Annotated in this window: 19 protein-coding genes; 16 read left to right on the forward strand and 3 right to left on the reverse strand. The window is 41.7% G+C overall.

Annotation, left to right across the window (positions count from 1 at the left end):
• The 5 genes from AC13CS_RS09595 to AC13CS_RS09615 all read left to right on the forward strand — a co-directional run bounded on the left by AC13CS_RS09595 (position 1) and on the right by AC13CS_RS09615 (position 2,960).
• The gene (locus AC13CS_RS09595; protein ID WP_014034156.1) at positions 1-429 is read left to right on the forward strand and encodes a hypothetical protein; all 429 of its coding nucleotides are present in this window, start codon (positions 1-3) and stop codon (positions 427-429) included.
• 111 nt (positions 430-540) lie between these two features.
• Positions 541-918 (forward strand): hypothetical protein, encoded by a 378-nt coding sequence (locus tag AC13CS_RS09600; RefSeq protein WP_293162444.1) that lies wholly within the window; start codon positions 541-543, stop codon positions 916-918.
• 77 nt (positions 919-995) lie between these two features.
• Complete coding sequence (locus AC13CS_RS09605) at positions 996-1,436, forward strand: Hsp20/alpha crystallin family protein (RefSeq protein ID WP_293162447.1); 441 nt, start codon at positions 996-998, stop codon at positions 1,434-1,436.
• Positions 1,437-1,484: 48 nt separating this feature from the next.
• Positions 1,485-1,931 carry a hypothetical protein gene (locus tag AC13CS_RS09610; RefSeq protein ID WP_293162450.1) on the forward strand — a complete coding sequence of 149 codons (447 nt, stop codon included), beginning with the start codon at positions 1,485-1,487 and terminating at the stop codon, positions 1,929-1,931.
• Between the two features lie 21 nt (positions 1,932-1,952).
• Positions 1,953-2,960: a 2-hydroxyacid dehydrogenase gene (locus AC13CS_RS09615; protein WP_293162451.1), complete on the forward strand. Its 1,008-nt coding sequence runs from the start codon at positions 1,953-1,955 to the stop codon at positions 2,958-2,960.
• On the opposite strand, the gene cls is transcribed toward AC13CS_RS09615, so the two are convergent.
• Positions 2,955-4,361 carry a cardiolipin synthase gene (gene cls, locus AC13CS_RS09620; RefSeq protein ID WP_293162454.1) on the reverse strand — a complete coding sequence of 469 codons (1,407 nt, stop codon included), beginning with the start codon at positions 4,359-4,361 and terminating at the stop codon, positions 2,955-2,957. The genes AC13CS_RS09615 and cls overlap by 6 nt on opposite strands.
• Before the next feature lie 398 nt (positions 4,362-4,759).
• Here cls and AC13CS_RS09625 point away from each other — a divergent pair, with 398 nt between their 5' ends.
• The 8 genes from AC13CS_RS09625 (at position 4,760) to AC13CS_RS09660 (ending at position 15,616) form a co-directional block, all read left to right on the forward strand.
• Entirely contained in the window at positions 4,760-6,400 is a 1,641-nt protein-coding gene (locus tag AC13CS_RS09625) for a TldD/PmbA family protein (RefSeq protein ID WP_293162457.1), read from the forward strand.
• Positions 6,401-6,427: 27 nt separating this feature from the next.
• Positions 6,428-7,744: a TldD/PmbA family protein gene (locus tag AC13CS_RS09630; RefSeq protein WP_293162460.1), complete on the forward strand. Its 1,317-nt coding sequence runs from the start codon at positions 6,428-6,430 to the stop codon at positions 7,742-7,744.
• 90 nt (positions 7,745-7,834) lie between these two features.
• On the forward strand, positions 7,835-8,455 hold the full coding sequence (locus AC13CS_RS09635) for a DUF4159 domain-containing protein (protein ID WP_100818938.1): 621 nt from the start codon (positions 7,835-7,837) through the stop codon (positions 8,453-8,455).
• Between the two features lie 10 nt (positions 8,456-8,465).
• Positions 8,466-9,470 carry an AAA family ATPase gene (locus AC13CS_RS09640; protein ID WP_293162463.1) on the forward strand — a complete coding sequence of 335 codons (1,005 nt, stop codon included), beginning with the start codon at positions 8,466-8,468 and terminating at the stop codon, positions 9,468-9,470.
• Entirely contained in the window at positions 9,470-10,369 is a 900-nt protein-coding gene (locus AC13CS_RS09645; RefSeq protein ID WP_293162466.1) for a DUF58 domain-containing protein, read from the forward strand. Before AC13CS_RS09640 ends, AC13CS_RS09645 begins: the two co-directional genes overlap by 1 nt.
• Complete coding sequence (locus AC13CS_RS09650) at positions 10,370-11,641, forward strand: BatA domain-containing protein (protein WP_482888733.1); 1,272 nt, start codon at positions 10,370-10,372, stop codon at positions 11,639-11,641.
• Entirely contained in the window at positions 11,638-13,872 is a 2,235-nt protein-coding gene (locus AC13CS_RS09655; protein WP_293162471.1) for a tryptophan-rich sensory protein, read from the forward strand. Before AC13CS_RS09650 ends, AC13CS_RS09655 begins: the two co-directional genes overlap by 4 nt.
• Positions 13,865-15,616 carry a hypothetical protein gene (locus AC13CS_RS09660; RefSeq protein ID WP_293162474.1) on the forward strand — a complete coding sequence of 584 codons (1,752 nt, stop codon included), beginning with the start codon at positions 13,865-13,867 and terminating at the stop codon, positions 15,614-15,616. The genes AC13CS_RS09655 and AC13CS_RS09660 overlap by 8 nt, the downstream gene beginning before the upstream one ends.
• A 59-nt stretch (positions 15,617-15,675) precedes the next feature.
• Here the strand turns inward: AC13CS_RS09660 and AC13CS_RS09665 are convergent, their stop codons facing one another.
• Positions 15,676-16,557: a cation diffusion facilitator family transporter gene (locus tag AC13CS_RS09665; protein ID WP_293162477.1), complete on the reverse strand. Its 882-nt coding sequence runs from the start codon at positions 16,555-16,557 to the stop codon at positions 15,676-15,678.
• A 132-nt stretch (positions 16,558-16,689) separates the two neighbouring features.
• Positions 16,690-19,410 carry a pyruvate, phosphate dikinase gene (gene ppdK, locus AC13CS_RS09670; protein ID WP_293162480.1) on the reverse strand — a complete coding sequence of 907 codons (2,721 nt, stop codon included), beginning with the start codon at positions 19,408-19,410 and terminating at the stop codon, positions 16,690-16,692.
• A 343-nt stretch (positions 19,411-19,753) separates the two neighbouring features.
• Between ppdK and AC13CS_RS09675 the strand changes: the two genes are divergently transcribed.
• The 3 genes from AC13CS_RS09675 to AC13CS_RS09685 all read left to right on the forward strand — a co-directional run bounded on the left by AC13CS_RS09675 (position 19,754) and on the right by AC13CS_RS09685 (position 22,332).
• Entirely contained in the window at positions 19,754-20,356 is a 603-nt protein-coding gene (locus tag AC13CS_RS09675; protein WP_293162483.1) for a YceI family protein, read from the forward strand.
• 35 nt (positions 20,357-20,391) lie between these two features.
• On the forward strand, positions 20,392-21,654 hold the full coding sequence (locus AC13CS_RS09680) for a hypothetical protein (RefSeq protein WP_293162485.1): 1,263 nt from the start codon (positions 20,392-20,394) through the stop codon (positions 21,652-21,654).
• Between the two features lie 78 nt (positions 21,655-21,732).
• Positions 21,733-22,332 (forward strand): YceI family protein, encoded by a 600-nt coding sequence (locus AC13CS_RS09685; RefSeq protein ID WP_293162488.1) that lies wholly within the window; start codon positions 21,733-21,735, stop codon positions 22,330-22,332.
• Positions 22,333-22,467 lie beyond the last annotated feature (135 nt).

The raw sequence follows: 22,467 nt of genomic DNA on the forward strand, positions 1-22,467 counted from the left end.
ATGAAACAAGTAGGAATATGGTTGGACAAACTAGAAGCCAACGGAGTAATATTGGACAATGGAAAGGAAAGTCTTTTTAACATTCCCTCGGAACTGGAATTTTTTAACCCCAAGGGAGGGTCTCGGTCCAAAACCAGATGGGGCCCGCAAGATGTTATCCAGGATAGCAAATATCTTGAGCGGGAAAAGCATCAGTTGAAAAATTATTTTGAAGAGATAGCCGAGCAGATTTCCGATGCGGACCAAATAGCCATTTTTGGACCGGCCGAAGCCCCGGAAAAATTTGTAGAGTCCCTAAAAGACAACCATCCAAAATTGGCCTCGAAGATAAAGACCACCAAAACGGTGGATAGCATGACCAAGAACCAGTTCAAAGCATTGGTAAAACAATCTTTTGGAATGGATGACCGGTATCCGGATGCCACTTAACTAGATCATCAATATGATTTAGATCATTTCACAATAACCGACCAAACCTTACATTCAATAGCAATTTAATAAAGGGCCATAATAATGTTAAGGGAGAGACAAATAGAGCTAATGCACGGAGAACTGCAAAATTGGAAATCCTATTTGCAGTTTATCGAAGGTGAAATGGCCTTTATCCAAGGGCTGTTGGATTCCTATGTATTTGAGCCATGTACTCCCAAACTCTTCGAGCGTCTGGAAACATTCAAAGAACATTTCAAGATTTCCAAGAGGAAAAGAAGATCACTATCCGAAACCATTAAGAAACATGAAAATGGACTTGGTGGCATTTTTGAATGTGTAGACGATGAATGTGATGACCACTACTACCAAAAGCACCAGAACCTCAATAAGAAAGTAACGGATTATATAAAAGCCTACATCAATCTTAAAAAGGAGGTTTATGATTATGCAGGGTCTGTGCTCAAAAAAAAGAAACCATCATACTGACATGACCGTGTTTTGTAACGTAAAATATAGTACTTGTCGGATTGTCAAATATTCATTAATCAGTAAATTAAATAGTTATGTCGCTTGTAAAATTGAACGGAAAGCGATTTCCATGGAACGAGAGATTGATTGATTTCTTCAATCGAGATGCATTTGTGGATGATGATTTTTTCAATTTGGAAAAAACCCATCCATCAATGAATGTTAAGGAACACAAAGATGATTTTGAAATTGAATTTGCCGCACCTGGATTTGAAAAAAAAGATTTCAATATCACTATAAAAGATGATGTATTGGAAGTTTCTGCACAAAAAGAAAAGGAAGAGACCGAAGAGGAAGAAAACTTCACCCGAAGGGAATTCAACTACAATGCATTTACGAGAACCTTGCAATTGCCCGCTTCTGTTGATCGATCAAAAGAAGTAAAGGCAGTTTACAAAAATGGTATTCTTAGGCTTAAAGTCCTTAAAATGGAAGAAGCCAAGGAAGAACAAAAAAAAGTAATAGAGGTAGTGTAACCGGAGTTCGCGGCAGATGAATTTTCATCTGCCGCTCAAAGCATTTAAATGATGGAAACAAAATCAAACAAAAGAAAGTTTAGGGAATGGTTTAGTGCGGACGAGCTGCACGAAGAATCAAAAAGGTGGTCCTCTGAATTAAAATTTGCCCGTGATGAACAAAAATTTCTGAACCAAATGGTGAAGGACTATACATTGGACATTATAGATTCCGATATGTTCAAAAGCGTACAACCTGTAGTTGAATCCTTGAACAAATTGGAGAAGGACTTGGTGGATCTCTTCAAAAAAGTGCAATTGCACGAGAATCAACTTCAGATTATGGTAGATGAGGTAAACCAAGAAAAAATGGAGGAGGCCTACTTGGACACGCATAATGATCTGGGCAAGGAGATAGAAGATTACTTTGTAAAATATAGAGACTCCAAAACCAAAATATTCAATATCGTATCCAACGTAATCAAGCGCAAAAAGCAAAAAAGATTGTTGAACTAAGTTTATTTAGAAACAAAGCATATGAAAGTACTGGTGTATAGCGCCAAGGATTTTGAGATAAAAGAACTGAAAAAATCCAATGGTAACAAGCATAAGATCAAGTTCGTACCCGATACCCTGAACTCCACAACGGCAGTAATGGCAGCCGGGTACGATGCCATTTCAATTTTTTCAAACGACGAAGCGTCTTTGGTGGTTCTGGAGATTTTAAAGGAGCTGGGGGTAAAATACATTACCCTAAGATCAACGGGCTATAACAATGTCAGTGTTAAGTCCGCCAAACGAATAGGGCTTAAAGTGGCCTATGCACCGGAGTATTCTCCCCACACCATAGCCGAGCATGCGGTAGGGCTATTGTTGGCACTAAACCGTAAGTTGATTCAGGCCAATGCCCAAGTAAAACAGCACAATTTTTTATTGGATGATTTAGTAGGGTTTGATTTGAACGGAAAAACGGTTGGCATTGTGGGAACAGGAAGAATCGGTTCCATTTTGGTGAAAATATTCCATGCTTTCGGATGCAAGGTAGTGGCCAACGATGTGAAGCGGAACCAATATCTGGAAAATCATTATGATCTGGAGTACCTTCCTTTGGAAGAACTGTGCAGAAGATCGGATGTGATCAGTATAAATGTGCCCTTAAATTATGAAACACACCACATTTTTTACGAACCATTGTTCTTGGCAATGAAGCCGGGAGCTTTATTGATCAATACGGCAAGGGGAGGCATCGTAAAAACGGAAGATGTTATCAGCGCATTAAAAGATGGCCATCTCGGAGGATATGCCACGGATGTTTATGAACATGAAAGAGGTGTGTTCTTTAGGGATAACAGTAAAACAGGATTAAGCGATGCGCTTTTACAAGCATTGATCGCATTGCCCAATGTACTTTTAACGCCCCACCAAGCCTTCGCAACCAAAGAAGCCCTTGAAAGAATCGCGGAGACCACCATTTATAACCTCGATTGCTGGGAAGAAGGGAAAATCTGTAAAAACGAATTGGGTTACGAAACCATCTCGTTATAACAGAGGGCTCAACAATTTGGCAAAGCCTTGTGCCAATTTTTTGATCCAAGGTCTCTTTTTGTATTTTTCATAATCTGTTAGGACAGTGGATTTTTCGCAATCCTTTAAAAAATCAGATTTCATGCGTTTGCACAGGGCGGGGTCATAAACAAAGACTTGTGCCTCATAATTTTGCTGTAGGCTCCTGTTATCGAGATTTGCCGTGCCAATGCTGGCAATCTCATCATCGCACAGCATAACTTTACTGTGCAAAAAACCATCATCGTACAAATATATCTTGATTCCGGCCTTAAGGTACGACTCGTAATAGGCCCTAACGCACCAGTCCACAAGTCTAATATCCGTACTGGACGACATTAAAATCCTCACATCGACCCCGCTTAATGCTGCGGTAATAAGAGCTTGTAAAATGGCATGGTTTGGAATGATGTACGGATTAACGATGTAAAGGTATTTCTCGGCACTATTGATGATGGAAAAAAAGGCCTGCTCCATTACATCAAAATCATCATCAGGGCCACTGGGAACTATTTGTAGCGAAGTACCTTTTTTGGGAGCCTTGTGCACCTTGAATGCTGCTATATCCACTTTATTTTCACTGGCAAGATACCAATCGCCCACAAAAACTCTGTTCAAATAATCAACAGCCTCACCTTCAATCCTCAAATGGGTGTCGTGCCATTTGCCCAATGCAGGATCCCCTTTCAGGTACTTATCCGAAATATTGATACCGCCTGTAAAACCGACCTTATTGTCGATTACAATAATTTTTCTGTGGTTTCGGTAATTCAGCGCGCTAAGGAACCTACCAAATTTAAAAGGAAGAAATTGGGCAGTTTCCACTCCGATTTGTTTTAGTCTTTTAAGGTATTTTTTACTCAAGGAGTAACTGCCAATCCCATCATACAACAATCGCACAGTAACATTTTCAGCTACTTTTCGTTCAAAGACCTCCAATAGCTTATCGGCCAGAATCCCATCTTCAAAAATGTAATATTGTAGGTGAATATGTTCTTTGGCTTCTTCCAGCGCCTCAAATATACTTTCAAAGGTATTTTTACCATCTTTCAGCAATTCCAGGTCGTTAAGGCACGTAACCGGGCATTTTGAAGTATTGTTGATCAAGGAAGTTATTTTTTGTTTGTTGGCGGATATTTCTGAATGGCAATGGGCATTTTCCAGTTCATCCAAAGGATTAAACTGATTTTTTAAAGAAAACATTTTAATTTTTCTTCTGTTTCTACCGAACAAAATATAGAGGAGAGCGCCGGCCACGGGAATGGTAAAAATGGCCAATAACCAAGCCAAGGTCTTGCTGGGCCTAACCCCGTTCAAAAGCAGGCTAACAACCATCAAAAGGGCAATTATAATATAAAGTCCTATGAGAATGGGTATGAGCATTAATTGTATTGATTCATTAAAATTCATTGACAAGTTAATCAAACTATTTGGGCGATTGAACGCTTCTTTTTAACTAATGGTTTCAATATTTTGAAACGTCTGAAAGATTGACTGTTAAATAAAAAGCAATAAAACTGTAACAAATAAGAGGAAAAGGATACCAAAAAGGGATGAAGGTTGCATTTTATTAAAAAAATAACAGTCAACTGTGATATAAATAAAAAATGGCAGCGCTTAGATAAGTATTGGAAAATTAAGGTTTCACCTCTTGCATTTTAGGTTAAAATTAACATAAAACTAAAGGAACACTACTTAATTTTAAAACCTATGGGTTCGTACAGACCAATTTTAACATATACCCACCTATTTTAACTAAAAGTAAATCAAACAACTAACTTATGAAAAGAAGAGATTTTGTACAGTACGCTGGTATGGGTGCAGGGGCAATGATGATGCCCTCGCTTCTTTTGGGGAACGATATTCCTGCAGAAGCGCTACTCGAACCAGGTATGGATACCGTACTTAAAAAGAAAATGGCCGATGTGGCCCTAAATACGGCAAAGTCCATGGGGGCCACCTATGCAGATGCCAGAATAGGGAGATATTTGAACCAATATGTTTTTACTAGGGAAGATAAAGTTCAGAACGTGGTGAACACAGAATCGTTCGGAATTGGGATCAGGGTTATCGCCAACGGAACTTGGGGCTTTTCCTCAACCAATGATGTGACCGAGGACGGCATCAAAAAGGCTACCCAACATGCCGTTTCCATTGCCAAGGCCAATTCCAAGATTCAAAAAGAACCCGTAGTATTGGCTCCAGTTGAGTCCCATGGCGAAGTTTCTTGGAAAACTCCCATAAAAAAGGACTTTAAAGAAGTACCCATCTCCGAAAAAGTTGATTTGCTTTTGAATGCAAATGCGGCTGCCATGGAAAACGGTGCCAACTTTGTAAATTCCGCCCTTTTTATGGTGAATGAGCAAAAATATTTCGCCTCGACCGATGGATCGTACATTGATCAAGACGTACATCGTATTTGGCCAACCTTTAATGTTACGGCCATTGACCGTGCAGCAGGTAAATTCAAGAGCCGTCAGGCATTGAGCGCACCAATGGGCATGGGCTACGAGTACATGGACGGCCTGGAATCGGAAAAACTCTCCGGACCCGAAGGCATTACGTTATACAACAGAAGCTACGATATTATAGAGGACGCCACCATGGCGGCCAAGCAGGCCAAACAAAAATTAACGGCAAAATCGGTTGAAGCCGGTAAGTACGATTTGGTTTTGGAACCAAACCACCTTGGATTGACCATTCACGAATCTGTAGGCCACCCATTGGAACTGGACCGTGTATTGGGTTATGAAGCCAATTACGCAGGCACCAGTTTTGCTACATTGGATAAATGGAAATCAAAAGACTTTAATTACGGAAGCAACATCGTAAACTTGGTTGCAGACAAGACTCAAGTAGGATCTTTAGGCGCCGTAGGTTATGACGATGAGGGCGTAAAAACCAAAAAATGGGATTTGGTCAGAAACGGAACCTTGGTGAACTATCAGGCCATTCGCGACCAGGTGCATATGATCGACCAAAACGAATCGCACGGATGCTGCTACGCTCAAAGTTGGGAAGATGTGCAGTTCCAACGTATGCCCAATGTTTCCTTGGAACCGGGTACGGAAAAATATTCCTTGCAGGATATGATCAAGGATGTGGACAAAGGCATCTACATTTTGGGCCGTGGTTCGTACTCCATTGACCAACAACGTTACAACTTCCAGTTTGGAGGAACACTGTTCTACGAAATCAAGGACGGTGAGATTGTAGGTATGCTCGATGATGTAGCTTATCAATCCAATACCCAGGAATTCTGGAATTCTTGCGTCAAAATTTGTGATAAGGACGATTACAGATTGTTTGGTTCCTTCTTCGATGGTAAAGGGCAGCCTTCACAGGTAAGTGCCGTTTCACACGGTAGCTCCACGTCAAGATTCAACGGAGTCAATGTAATTAACACAGGTAGGACCATTTAAGGTTTATTCAAATTAAATAATAAGACAATGGCTATATATACAAAAGAAGAAGCAAAAAAGATTTTGGAAAAGGCATTGAGTTTTTCCAAGGCCGATGCCTGCGAAATAAACCTAAGTGGAAGTAACAGCGGTAATATCCGATATGCAAGAAATACCGTATCCACAGCAGGATATAGATCAACACAAAGTTTGGTGGTACAATCAAGTTTTGGCAAAAAAGTGGGCACTGCAACTATTGACGAGTTTGATGACGCATCCTTGGAGAAAGTGGTGCGAAGGGCAGAAGAACTGGCTCAATTATCACCGGAAAATCCTGAGTTTATGCCTCCTTTGGGGCCACAGGAATATGATGAATCCATCACTTTTAAAGAATCTACCGCCAATGTAACACCAGAGTACAGGGCAGAGGTCGCCAATAAAAGCATTGTTCCCGCAGCGGCCAAAGATGTGACCGCAGCAGGTTTCTTGGACGATTCGGCCCAGTTTTCGGCCATGATCAATTCCAATGGGCTGTTTGCTTACAATCAATCTACCGATGTGGACTTTACAGTAACCATGCGTACCAATGACGGTACAGGATCAGGCTGGGTGACCAGGGATTACAACGACATCTCCAAGTTTGATGCGGACGAAGCATCAAAAACGGCGATAGACAAAGCAGTAATGTCCAGAGAAGCCCGTGCCATAGAACCTGGAAAGTACACGGTAATTTTGGAACCAGCAGCATCGATTGGCCTATTGGAAAATATGTTCCGATCTTTTGATGCACGATCTGCCGATGAGGGTAGAAGTTTTATGTCCGCAAAAGAAGGAGGTAATAAAATTGGGCAAAAAATAGTGGACGAACGTGTTAATATCTGGTCAGACCCCTTGCATCCCGATGTACCGACCTCCACTTGGAACGGAGCAGGGCAACCTTTAAAGAAAACCAGTTGGATAGAAAATGGTGTGGTGAAGAACCTGGCCTACAGCCGATACTGGGCAGAAAAGCAAGGCGTAGATCCCGTGCCATTCCCAAGTAATGGGATAATGGAAGGAGGGGACGAAAGTCTTGAGGATATGATCAAAGGCACCAAAAAAGGTATCTTGGTCACACGCTTTTGGTACATACGAAGTGTAGACCCACAAACCCTATTGTATACTGGTTTGACAAGGGACGGAACTTTCTACATTGAAAATGGGCAAATCAAGTTTCCTGTCAAAAATTTTAGGTTCAACGAGAGCCCGATTATTATGTTGAATAATTTGGAATCCCTTGGGCAACAGGTACGTGTCGATGGAAACTTAATACCTTATATGAAGATTCGTGACTTTACCTTCACCAGTCTTTCGGACGCGGTATAACCATAAGGATTGAAACAAACTGGTGGTCAGGTTATCCTTGACTGCCAGTTTTTATTTTGGCAAAGATTTTAGCCTACGACCCAAATAATGTTGGACAACGAATTCTTTTTTACACGATTACAGTACGAATCAGGAGATTGGGATGTGGATCAGCGTATGCCCTCCAATTTGTTGAATTCCTTGGTCGAGTACACCACCTTAAAAGTGGATACACAGGAGAAAATCATTACCCTGGCCAGCGACGATATTTTTAAAAGTCCGTTCTGTTATATCTCGGGCCATAAATTGGTTCAGTTCACCAAAAAGGAACGCGAAAATTTTGAAAAATACGTGCGCAACGGTGGTTTTGTTTTTGCCGATGACTGTAACCACGATATTGACGGTCTTTTTGCTAAATCGTTCGAACGCCAGATGGAAGAAATATTCGGGCCAGGAGAACTACAAAAAATTCCCAACGACCATGAAATCTATACCATTTTCTTTGAGTTTGATGATGGACCGCCCACCACTTCACAAGAACTGAACGGTTGGGGAGACGACCTTGTTCACGATTACCTTAAGGCCATTGTGATAGATGGGAGAATAGGCGTGCTCTACAGCAATAAAGATTATGGCTGTGAGTGGGATTATGATTTTAGAAACAAACGCTGGTACAAAATAGACAATACCCGATTTGGGGTGAATATTGTGTTATACGCTTTAACCTCTTAACGATACTAATTTGGATAAAGAACTACAACAAATTGCAAGTGAAGTAGAAGGGCTTTCCGAAAAGCTGACCGCCCTCAAAAAAGAAATTGGAAAAGTGATCATAGGTCAAGAAGAAACCGTTTCCCAATTACTGATCACATTTTTGGCAGGCGGACACGCTTTGCTCGAAGGGGTTCCGGGATTGGCCAAAACCTTGATGATTCGCACGCTCTCCAACGCCATTGATTTAAAATTTAAACGGATTCAGTTTACGCCCGATCTAATGCCATCCGACATTATTGGAACCGAAATATTGGAAGAAGACCATACCACAGGCAAAAAATTCTTCAAATTCAACAAAGGACCTATCTTTTCTAACATCATTTTGGCGGATGAGATTAACCGAACACCACCAAAAACCCAGGCGGCACTTTTGGAGGCTATGCAGGAGTTCGAGGTGACCTATGGGGACAAAACGTATTCCTTGGACAAGCCATTTTTCATTTTGGCCACGCAAAACCCCATTGAACAATCGGGAACTTTTGTATTGCCGGAAGCACAACAGGATAGATTCTTGTTGTATATCAAAATAGGATATCCAACGGACGAAGAAGAAACGCAAATTTTAAAAGCCACTACGGGAACTAAAAAAGCCCAATTGAATAAGGTATTGTCAGGAGACGATATTGTGAGATTGCAACAATTGGTTCGAGAAGTTTCCATCAGCGATGGGTTGATTCAATATGTAAGTGATGTAATCCGTGCCACCCGACCCGATACGACTTCCGTGGACTACGTGAAACAGTGGGTGGATTGGGGCGCAGGCCCACGTGCAGGTCAGGCAATGATTTTGACCGCGAAGGCGAATGCACTTTTGGAAGGTAGATTGGCCGTTACGCTGGAAGATTTACAAAAAGTAGTCTTACCTGTATTGCGGCACAGGGTACTCGTAAACTTTAGGGCCGATGCCGAAGGAATCACCTCGGATACGGTCACAAAAGAAATACTGAAAGCAGTTCAATTAAGGGATAAATAATGGCATCAAGGGACTACCACGACCTTTTAAAACCTGAAGTCATCAATACCGTATCGGGCCTTAGCCTGATCTCGCGTATTGTGGTGGAAGGATACACTTCCGGTCTGAACCGGAGCAAAAGCGTGGGTCCCGGAATGGAGTTTAGTCAATACCGAGGTTATGAACCTGGGGACGACCTACGACTGCTCGATTGGAAGATGTTGGCCCGGTCGGGTCGCTATTACATCAAGCAATCCGAAGTGGAAAGTCACGTCACCGTTAAGTTTATCGTGGATGCAAGTGCTTCGATGGAGCACGAAGAAGATGGCATTTCCAAATTGGAATTTGCTCGGGTAATGGTGGCTTGTTTGTCACATATGGCTCAAAAACAAGGCGATTCGGTAGGGCTTTTTGCACTCAATGAAGATGATTTTGTGAGTATCTACCCCAAAGCGGATAAGAAACATTTCAACCGATTGTTGTTGGAGTTGTTGAGGATTTCCACCAAGGGAAAATGGCCCGAACTCAATATTGCATCCAGAAGAATCCACAATAGGGGAGAAAAGGAGTTGGTATTTTTCCTGACGGATATGTACGAAGATGTTTCCGAACTGTCTGATTTTGTAAAAAACTTGAAGACTGCCAATAACGAGGTTGTAGTACTTCAAATTATGACAGGTAGCGAGATGGATTTTGATTATAAAAAGTCCGTCACTTTTGAAGATTTGGAAACTGGAGCCAAGGTCAAAGTGGATGTAAATAAAGCCAAGGCCGCTTATTTAAAAGCTTTGGACGAAAAAGTAAATCAAACCAAGGAGCAATTGCTATCCCAAGGGGTACATTATCATCTGTTTAGAATGGACAATGACTTGGGCGATGCATTACAATTGTTTTTAAAAGAGCGCATACGATTAGTGTAAATGGTTTTTGCGAATCCGTCATATCTCTGGGCACTTTTGGGACTTTTGGTTCCCTTGGCCATCCATTTGTGGAGTAAAAAGGAGGCGAAGACCATAAAAATTGGAAGTATCCAGTTGTTGGACGAATCCAATTCAAGGCAATCCAGCAGTATTCAATTGAACGAATGGTTGTTGCTATTGCTACGAATGTTGATTGTTGCTTTGATTGTTTTATTGATGGCAGGCCCACAATGGCGCACCAAAGGCAATCAAAAACAAATAACCTATCTCGTGGAATCGTCTATTGCCAGTGAAGCATCCATCAGCTCTGTTTTGGATAGCTTACAAGAGGATTCCCCTGTTTTACTTTTGAAAAATGGATTTCCTGAGTGGGAAGTCGATGCCGATTATCAATCGGACAAGGAACAGCCCAACTATTGGCAATTGGTCCAAAAAATGGACTCGTTGCGTTCGGATAGTATTGTGGTTTTTACAAAAGCACTGGTCAAAGGAGTCAAATCGATACGCCCAAATACCCAAAAGAAAATCCATTGGGTGGTCGTGGAATCAGAAGAAGCTAAAGATAGACCCTTATTGGCTTTTAATCGTGAATCAGGAGTTGAATTGATAACTGCTTCAAGCAGTGGTAGAGCAACCAAAATCAATAAAGAAATGTTGGAGGGGGGATTCGAAATCGGCAACGATAGCCTCCGTTTACTTTACCAAGAACCTATCACAGTCCCTTTGAAAACATTGAATACGCTTCAAATCAATTTGTATGTGGAGGAAGGTTTTGAACGTGAGGGAAAATATATTGAGGCATCGTTCAGGGCATTATCAACATTTTTAAAGCGTGAAATTGTTGTTCACAAAGAAGACGAATTAGCTCGTGATCAAGCTGATTTGAATATTTGGTTGAGCAAAGGGCCAAACAATGATTCCGAAGGGAAATGGTTGGTTTATCAAGAAAATCCGTTAGCCAAGCAATTGATAGAATCATCCCCTCGGAAAAACTTGTTTTATCTAACATCAAAATTGAACCCCAAAAACACGGTAGACCAACACTTGCCCGAACAGTTGCTCACCATTTTAGGGCTGGACAATGATTTAAAAGCTGTGGTAACCAATGTGGATGCAAGACAATTGGACGAAGCTGAACTTAAACCCAATTACGTGGAACCAAAACGGAAAAGGGAACGGGCAACTTTACTTGATATTTCCCTCTGGGTATTCTCCATTCTCGCAGGGCTGATGATCGTTGAACGTTTGCTATCAAACTATAAAAAACAATGATGGGAGCAGGGGCGATAAAACAATTTCAAAAACGATGGCAGCAATCCAAATATGTGGAAGGATTGCTCTATGCTGTTGGATTTGGTGGCTTTGTGTACCTGTTGACCCATAATATTTTCTATGGAATTCTAGGGTTGTCAGTGGCTTCGGGAGTTGCCTTTTGGGTTTTAAAACCTTGGAAAATAAGCTCAGAAAATGCCGTGGGCTATATTGATGCCCATGTGCCCCAAGCAGGGTTCAGCAGTGGACTTTTATTGTCGCCAACCCATGAACTTTCCGACCTGTCCAAATTGCAAAAATATCGGGTGGCCACGCAATTGGAACCTGTTTTGTCCAAATTGAGACCGCCCCACAACCTATTAAAGGCGGCTCTTGTGATGTTTGGATTGATACTGTTGGGACTTGCCGGCAGATTTGTACTGACCAAGTTTGGAAATCCATCGGGAGGAGATTCATCAACTACCGAACAAATCACCTTTGCTCCGAAAGATAGCTTAACAAATACTACCGAAGTTCCCCAATTGATAGCGACCAATATTACCATTCAATATCCTGGTTATACGGGGAAAGCAACTTTGAACACCGTTGACCCAAATGTCAAGGTTGTGGAAGGTTCAAGAGTCATTTGGAACCTTGAATTCGATGGTGATGTGCAAGAGGTGGAGATGGATTTGATGGGCGAGCGCATCGGTTTTACACAAAATGAAGGATCGTACCGGTTGACCAAGACACTGACTGCATCAGGTTTTTACAGTTTCACTTTTAAAGATGATAGAGGGAATGACTACGTAAGCGATTTGTATTCCATGGAAATGGTGACCGATGAACCACCAATGGTTCAAATTGAAGGCTTGGACAACTATACCTATTTTGAGTTTGATGATGATAAACGTTTGATGCTAAACACCAACATTTCTGATGATTTTGGAATTGATGACGCCTACATTATTGCAACAGTGAGCAAAGGCTCTGGTGAATCGGTTAAATTTAGAGAAGAAACCGTCCGTTTTGATGCGGCTATTCCCAAAGGGAATAAACGAATCCAATTACAGCAAGCCCTGGATTTGGACGCGCTTAAAATGGACCCGGGGGATGAACTCTATTTTTATGTGGAGGCGCTGGATCAAAAAACACCAACAAAGAACATTGGACGTAGCGAGACCTATTTTGCAGTAATCCGCGATACGGTAACCGATGCTTTTGCGGTCGAGGGGAACTTGGGCGTGGATTTAATGCCCGACTATTTTAGGAGCCAACGCCAATTGATTATCGATACCGAAAAACTCATTGCGGACAAACCCAATATTTCTGAAAAAGATTTCAAGTATAGGAGCAACGAATTAGGTTTTGATCAAAAACAATTGCGTTTAAAGTATGGACAGTTTATGGGCGATGAGACCGAAATGCAAGCAGCACCAGGGCAAGTTTCTTCAACTGAAGCAGAAGGAGATGACCATGACCATGCGGATGAGGAAGGCGAAGACCTTTTGGATGAATACAGTCACAAGCACGATAGCGATAACGAACACAATTTGGTCCAGGAGCAAGAACACGGTCACGAGAATGGGGAAGAAGAGGAAGACCCCCTACACGATTATTTGCACAACCATTCGGACCCGGAAGCGTCGACCCTGTTCGAAAAATCCTTGAAAGCAAAGCTTCGGGATGCGTTGAACATTATGTGGGACGCTGAGCTTCATTTACGACTTTACGAACCTGAAAAATCATTGCCGTACCAATATGACGCCCTCAAAATTATTCAAGACATTAAAAACAGTGCACGAATTTATGTGCACCGTATCGGTTTTGACCCACCGCCCATTAAAGAGGAAAGTAGGTTGAGCGGAGATATTGAGGACATCACCAATTTTGATAAAAAGGAAGCGTTTGCCTACCAAATGCCCTTTGCCTCGACCAGGCAGGCCATAGCTCGTTTGGAACTCCTGATCCATGGAAAAAAAGCGTTTGACGATGCGGACAGTGCTCTTTTTGTGGATGCAGGCAATGAACTGGCGCCAAAAGCAATTTCCGAACCGCTCAAATATTTAAAAGTACTTCAGGGTTTACGAGATCTTGAAAAAGTTGCAAATAGAAACAAAGAAAACTTTAAAGCGGTTCAAAAAAACCTATTGGAGGTGCTGCCAGATGTGGAGGACAATCCAATGAAAAGGACCGAATACCAAGACGAAATCAATCTATTGTATCTAAAGGAATTGGGAGTTTATGAGTGATGGGGCGATGTTTATGAACCAAAATCTTTTGTGGCCCGTGATTTTGATCGGTCTGGTATTATGGGCGGTTTTTATCTGGAAAGAATGGTCGCAACGAAAAGAGCAAAGGTTTTGGGTAAAATTGATTACAGCGTTTTTGACGATTGCCTCATTGGCGATGATCGTACTGAAGCCGAGTACTTGGCAAAAATCAACCAACGGAAAAGGCGTTGTTTTTACCGAAGGATATCGACCTGAGCAGTTGGATAGTTTAAAATCAATTTACAAACGCATACAAACCGAAGTGTATACCAAAGGAAGAACATTGTCCATTGTGGAAGATGTGGACTCATTGTTTCTTCTTGGTCATGGTTTGGCACCTTTTGATTTTTGGCAGGTGAAGGATGAATCCGTTGCCTTTTTGGGCGGTGAAGCGGTGGCAGGATGGACGGATATTTCGTATAAAACTGAAATTCCACTGGGCGAAGTTTTATCCGTTAATGCCAAATATTACCAACCAAAAGAGGGACATTGGGCCATTTTGACCGATAATGGGGGGAATCCTTTGGATTCAGTGCTTTTAAAAGAAGCGGAGGGACAGCGCGTAACACTTAAGGCCAATCCTAAAGCAAGCGGACAGTTTGTTTACCATCTTTTGGAGAAAAATGACGAAGGCATATTATCCAATGAGCCAATTCCCATTCAAGTGGTGGAGGGGAAGCCCTTAAAGATTTTGATGGTCAATACGTTTCCGACCTTTGAGACGAAATACCTTAAAAATTTCTTGACAGAGAAAGGACATGAGGTGCTGGCTCGAACACAGCTTACCAAAGGTAAATATAAGTTTGAATATTTTAATGGGGCATCGAATCCCATTTATGGTTTTACCGAGGAGCATTTGAAAGATTTTGACCTTTTGATCATTGATACAGACTCCTACACGGGGCTTGGAAGTGCCTCAAAAGCGGCAATGGAGAAGGTTGCCAAAAGTAATGGACTTGGTATTTTTGTCCAACCCAATGAAAGTTTGTTCCGGCTTTCCGTAAATCACTTGCCATTGCGGTTCAATCGTGATTTTGTTACTGAGATTTCTTTGGGTGAACCAGCGCAAACCCTTCAAAAATATCCGTATAATTTTCAACAGGATGTTCCGGCACAAGAAATTTTGGTGGACTCTTTGGCGGTAGCGGCTTATATTCCTGTGGAAAAAGGAAAAATGGGCACTACGGTGCTCCAAAACACCTATCAGTTGGTTTTAGACAGCAGCGATGGGCTATATGCCAATATTTGGAGTCAAATTTTAAACTCTATTGTAAGAGGGCAAGATAGGGTAGTGGAATGGAAAGCTGTAACGCAAATTCCAAGACTTGATCAACCTTTTGAATTTGAACTTCGTACTTCTTTAAATGATTTGGAGGTCAAAGCTGGTGAAGGGGCAAACATTCCTTTGCTTCAAGATGGTTTGGTATCCAATAAATGGACGGGAGTTGTATACCCACGAAAAACGGGATGGAACCAACTTCAGGCTTCCAATGATTCCATTGCATCATTTTCATATTACGTTTTTAATGAAGACCAACGTGAATCAGTCACAAGATCAAAAACTTTGCAAGCTAACCTTCGCGAATTTGGAACTCAAAACAATTTTAGCACTTCTGTTTCAACAACAAAAGAAGCCTTGAGACCGATTTCATCAGTGTGGTTTTATGGTGTGCTTCTTTTGTGTTTGGGTTGGTTATGGTTGGAGCCTAAGCTGTCTAACTAGAGTTTTTTAAAGATAATTTTGAGGTGGTTGCAAGAACAAGGTTGTGCTTAGCATAATTTCTATTTATAAGTATATTCATTTGGCTCAATATGAATGAGTACATGTCCTAGGTTGGGAATTTCTTTTCGTAAATAATCTTTTAAATGATGAGCAATCCAATGGCCTTTTTCCACAGAAATTTTTCCATCTACAATAGCATGAAGATCTACATGATATCTCATCCCGGACTTGCGGATAAAACATTTTTCAGTACCTAAAACTCCATCTACTTGCGAAGATTTTTTCCGAATCTCTAAAATTAGGTCATCGTATTGGTGCTCATCCATGATCTCGCCAAGTGCGGGGCGAAATATCAAATAACTATTGTAAAGTATAAAGGCCGATGCCAAAAGGGCTGCCCAGTCATCTGCCGTTTCATAGCCCTCTCCAAATAGTAGTGCTATGGAAATCCCCAAAAATGCCATTATGGAAGTTATCGCATCACTTCTATGGTGCCAGGCATCTGCCCGCAAGGAGGAACTTTGGGTTTGTTTACTTTTTCTAATGACTATTTGAAATGAAACTTCTTTCCAAATAATAATACCGCCCAAAACAATCAATGTCCAAGGTTCTGGAATTTTGTGTGGGGTTTGAATATGCTGGATACTTTCGTAGGCAATGATGGTTGCCGAAGTCACCAAAAAGGCCACTACAATAAATGTGACCAGGGGTTCTATTTTTCCATGCCCGTAAGGATGGTTCTCATCTGGTGGTTTTTCGGCATATTTGAAGCCCAACAAGACCAAAAAGGACGAAAAAATATCGGTAGTGGATTCTATGGCATCGGCGATAAGGGCATAGGAATTCCCAAAAAATCCAGCCAAACCTTTTATCAAGGCCAACCCAATATTACCAAGAATACTAAAATAGGTGGTTCGTATGGCGGTTTTTTCGTTGCTCATATGTTTTTTCGGTCAGATGCTGCTAAGATCGTGAATACAGATTAAAGCTGCGGTCAAAAAAATCCCCGACACTTGATAGGTTTTAAGGTCGGGGATTCTAAATAAAACAGAATGATCAGGTGTACTTAACAATTATGATATTGCAGCTTGTGCAGCTGCCACCCTAGCAATGGGAACTCTAAATGGAGAGCAGCTTACATAGTTCATCCCTACTTTTTGGAAGAAGGCTATGGAACTTGGTTCCCCTCCATGTTCCCCACAGATGCCAACTTTAAGGTTGGATTGTGTTTCACGACCTCGTTTGGTACCCAATTCCACTAATTGGCCCACACCTTCTTGGTCCAATACCTCAAAAGGGTCCGCTTTCAAGATACCTTTTTCAAGGTAGGTAGGCAAGAATTTCCCTGAATCGTCCCGGGAATATCCAAAGGTCATTTGGGTAAGGTCGTTGGTTCCGAAAGAGAAGAAATCCGCATTTTCTGCAATTTTATCGGCTATCAATATAGCCCTTGGGATTTCCATCATGGTACCTACGGAATACTCCACGGTGTCCTTACGTTTTTTAAAGACATCTTGGGCAGTCGCATCAATAATTGCTTTTTGTTGCACAAACTCTTCAACGGTTCCTACCAATGGAACCATTATTTCAGGTTTTACATGGATACCATCTTTTTTTACACTGAGCACAGCTTCCAAAATGGCCTGGGTCTGCATTTCGGTGATTTCGGGATAGGTGTTCCCCAATCTGCATCCACGGTGTCCCATCATGGGGTTGAACTCTTCCAGTTCGGCCACTTTACTTTTTACGGCGGCCAAAGAAATATGCAGCTCTTCAGCCAACTCTTTTTGAGTGGCCAATTGGTGGGGTACGAATTCATGCAAAGGTGGGTCCAGTAACCTAATTGTTACAGGGAGTCCTTCCATGGCCCTAAAAATTCCTTCAAAATCGTCTCGTTGCATGGGAAGAAGCTCCTTTAATGCTTGTTTACGACCTTTTACGGTATCGGCCAAAATCATTTCCCGCATGGCTTTGATGCGGTCCACCTCAAAGAACATGTGCTCGGTACGGGTCAAACCAATGCCTTTTGCCCCAAAATTACGGGCTATCAGAGCATCCTTTGGGGTATCGGCATTTGTTCTTACCTCCATGGTGGCGTAGTTATCGGATAGTTCCATCAACTCTGCAAATTCGCCACTCAATTCTGGTTCCTTGGTGCCAACCTTACCTTCCAAAATATTACCTGTTGAGCCATTGATGGAAATCCAATCCCCTTCGTGGTACTCATGGCCATTTACTTTAAGGGTTCGGGTTTTGTAATTGATTTTTAACGCACCTGCCCCGGAAACACAGCATTTACCAATACCTCTGGCCACAACCGCAGCATGCGATGTCATTCCTCCGCGGGCAGTAACAATCGCCTTGGCAATGTTCATTCCCTCTACATCTTCTGGAGAGGTTTCTATACGCACTAGAATACTGTTTTTAAACTTATCGGCCTCATCGGCAAAGAAAACAATCTGGCCGGTAGCCGCACCCGGTGATGCGGGTAAACCTTGTGCAATTACTTCGGCTTCTTCCAAGGCTTTGGGATCAAAGACGGGATGTAAAAGTTCGTTTAGTTTGTTGGGCTCTATGCGCAATAGGGCCTTTTTCTCATCTATCAACCCTTCTTTGAGCAAGTCCATGGCAATTTTTACCATGGCGGCACCGGTACGCTTGCCATTACGGGTCTGCAAAATCCAGAGTTTACCTTGTTGAATGGTAAATTCCATGTCCTGCATATCTTGGTAATGCGTTTCCAGTTTGTTCTGGTATTCGAACAGTTCCTTATAAATGTTGGGCATCAACTCTTCCAAAGATGGATAGCTTTCCTTGCGTTCTTCCTCCTCTATTTGGGCTAGTTTGGCCCAACGTTGTGATCCCAACAATGTAATTTGTTGAGGGGTACGAACTCCGGCAACCACATCTTCCCCTTGTGCGTTGATAAGGTATTCCCCATTGAACACATTTTCACCGGTTCCGGCATCCCTGGTAAAGCAAACCCCGGTTCCGGAATCCTCCCCCATGTTGCCAAAGACCATGGCCTGCACGTTTACAGCGGTGCCCCAATCTTTGGGATAACCGTGCATTTTTCGATAATAGAGGGCGCGGTCGCCGTTCCAGCTATCGAATACCGCGGTAATGGAACCCCAAAGCTGGTCCCATGGATTGGTCGGGAAGGGTTTCCCCGTTCTTTTTTTTACGATTTCCTTAAAGTCATACACTAAATCCTGAAGGTCTTGAACGGTAAACTGGGTGTCCTGCTCAATTCTTCGCTTGTCCTTTAAATGATCTATGATTTCTTCAAAAGGGTCTAGATCGTCCTTGGATTCTGGTTTGAGGCCCATTACCACGCTACTGTACATTTGAATAAAACGACGGTAGGAATCCCAGGCAAATCGCTCGTTGCCCGTCATTTTTATGACACCTTTAATGGATTCATCGTTCAAGCCCAGGTTGAGAACGGTATCCATCATGCCGGGCATGGAGACCCTTGCCCCGGAACGTACCGAAATCAATAGTGGGTTTTCATCATCGCCAAAAATGGTTCCCATGGTTTCCTCAATATGGGTTATGGCAGCCCGAACCTCGGGTTCAATACGATTTATTACGGCGTCTTTGCCTTCTTCGTTGTATTGCGTACAAACTTCTGTTGTTATAGTAAAACCGGGAGGTACAGGAATGCCGATACGGCTCATTTCGGCCAAGTTGGCCCCTTTGCCACCGAGCAGTTCCTTCATATCGCGACCGCCATCAGCCTTTTTGTTACCGAAGGAATATACGCTGAGTTGGTTTGCTGTGAGTGTTTCCATCTTTTTATCTATTAAGAGATTGATAAATGCTAAAATCCATATGTAAAATTAGCTGCTTCTTGATCTTCAGAACATGATAAAAATCAGGGTTTTACCCCTTACAGCTGTTTAAACCTTGATTTTGTCTTTTTTCAAAAGTGATTAATCAAGTACGATGGATAGCAAGTAGATTTTTTTAAAGAAACTTGGAACAAATGATATTGGTAGATGAGAAAAAAACAAAGTATATAAAAAATATTTGATGGTTAAGTGTTAAAAATCAGCCCTTTAGGAAAAAACTGACAAATATCATCTTTTAAGAATTTTCCGTAAAGGATCTTTGACCCAACAAAAAACAAGAACTATGCAATACCATACAACACACCGACAGTCGCTTTTAAAAGCAGCAATCCTTTGGATAACATTTGCCCTTGTACCACTTACGCTTTCCGCACAAAACTTTAAGCTCAACAATGCTGAAGGGGAAGTTATGGTAACAGGAACTTCGACCCTTCATGATTGGGAGGAGGTGGCAGAACAAAAATCAGGTTCAATTACATTGGACAATACAGGAGAGCTTCCAAAAATCAACGCTTTAAAGTTTACGGTTGAAGCCGAGAGCCTAAAGAGTGGAAAGGGAGCCATGGACAAGAATACTTACAAAGCGCTCGAAACCAAAAAATACAAGCAAATTGTATTTGAGTTGAAAAGTGTGAAAAGTGTTTCCCCGATCACCGCTGCCTCTGATAGATATAAGGTGGTCGCCACGGGTAACCTTACCATTGCGGGAAGCACCAATACCATTGATCTGCCCTTTAATCTAACGATTAAGGATGATAGAGTGCTGCTCGAAGGCAAGAAACCTTTAAAAATGACAGATTACAACATAGAACCCCCCAAGGCACTTTTGGGTACCATTACCACAGGTGATGAGATTGAGGTTCTCTTTAACACCGTTTGGAAATAATTAAATCTTAATACTCAACTAATAAATTTAACGTAATGAAAAAATACACAAAATTCGGATTATTGGCTGCTGCATTTCTTGTAGGGCTTATGGGATATTCCCAAAATCGTCAACTGGACAATTTCCGCTCGCCGGACAAAAATGGAGTAAATGTTTTTGAAGCTCCAAAAGATACTGTAAGTACCTTTGATGGGGTAAAAGTAAGAGTGGGTGGATCATCTACTTTACAGTTCCAAGCAGTAGATCATGAAAACTCGGGGGCCGTAGAACTTATCCCGATAGGGGACAACTTTAACCTGGCAACCGCAAACTTGGATTTGGATGTGGCCTTGGCCAAAGGTGTGAGAATGCACTTGAGAACTTACTTGTCATCCCGTCACCACCCAGAACCTTATGTAAAGGGAGGGTATTTCCAAGTGGACAACTTGGATTTCATTAGCCCAGGACTTTTGGAAGAAGCCATGAAGTACCTGACCGTAAAAGTGGGACACATGGAAAACAACTATGGTGATGCCCATTTTAGGAGAACCGACAACTCGCAAGCCATGCACAACCCATTTGTTGGTAACTTGATCATGGATGCGTTTACCACAGAGGTTGGTGGAGAAGTTTACTTCCAAAAAAATGGATTCATAGGTATGTTCGGGCTTTCCAACGGTAAATTGAACCAAGCAGTGAACAATCCAGAAACCACAGGAGCCTCAATATTGGCCAAATTGGGATACGATAGTCAAGTGAACGAGGATTTGAGACTTAGACTTACTGGTTCCATGTACAGCACAAACAAATCCGCCAGAACATATCTATATAGTGCCGATAGGGCAGGGTCTAGATACTATTTGGTTATGGAAGATGTTGACGCTTCTGCATCGGGCAATTTTAGATCAGGTAGATACAATCCAGGTTTCAACAACGAGATTACTGCCTTTATGATCAACCCATTTGTAAAATATAAAGGATTGGAGTTTTTTGGAACCTTTGAAACTGCTTCCGGAAAAACAGATGCTGAAACCGAAGATAGAAATGCTACGCAATTGGCAGGTGAGTTGATCTACCGATTCGGCAACAATGAAAATTTCTACTTGGGAACTCGATACAATACTGTAAATTCAGACGACCCATCAGGATCGGAAGTAACCATAGATAGATTCCAACTTGGAGGTGGTATATTCTTGACCAAGAACATTTTGGCCAAAATAGAGTATGTAAACCAACAATATGATGGATACGATACCACAAGTATCTTCCACGATGGTGAGTTTAAAGGGGTTTTATTGGAAGCTGTTATCAGTTTCTAGATCATAACTAATCTTTAACAAGACCTAGGACAGCAATGCCCTAGGTCTTACATCTTAAAATTATTATATTTAGATGTCATGTTAACCTCAATCCCACATATCACAAAAACCCTGTTGTTAGGATTATTCTTTATATCCTGGTTCAACTTTAACGACCCGGAAAGGGAAACCAAAGTACGGGTAGAGCCAGAGAGTGAAGTTGTGATTGCCGGTACTACCAACGTTAATAATTTTACCTGCAAGTATAATTTACAGGAGTTGGAGATGCCCATTCGTTTGATTTATGATGAAAAGTCCGAGCAAATTCTTTTTAAAAACGCAGAACTTACATTGATCAACGATTGTTTTGATTGTGGGGGCAAGGCCATTAATAGAGACTTTCAGGAATTGCTCAAAACAGAACGGCACCCACAAGTGGGACTAAAACTTCTCTATGTGGAACCCCCATCACCAAATCAAAGTATGGTGGATGTTGGTGTCGAAATTAAGATTGCCGGTGTTTCCAGAAAGTACCAGACACTACTTTATTGTGAACAGACAAAGGATATATGTGTTAACGGCACATTGGAACTAAAACTCAGCGATTTTGAGTTGGAACCTCCAAAGAAAATGCTTGGCATGATCAAGGTTGATGATGAAATAAAAGTCCATTTAACATTGCAGTTGAGTGAGATTTGATTATTGATCACTTGTTGCACAAAAAATCCGTTGGAATGTATATATCTAACGGATTTTTTGTTTTTTGACACATTTCATAAAACCTATAATCAGTATCTTGTGAACAACATTTGAAACTGAGATTAACTACAAACA

This window comes from Flagellimonas sp. B-3 (assembly GCF_056857835.1).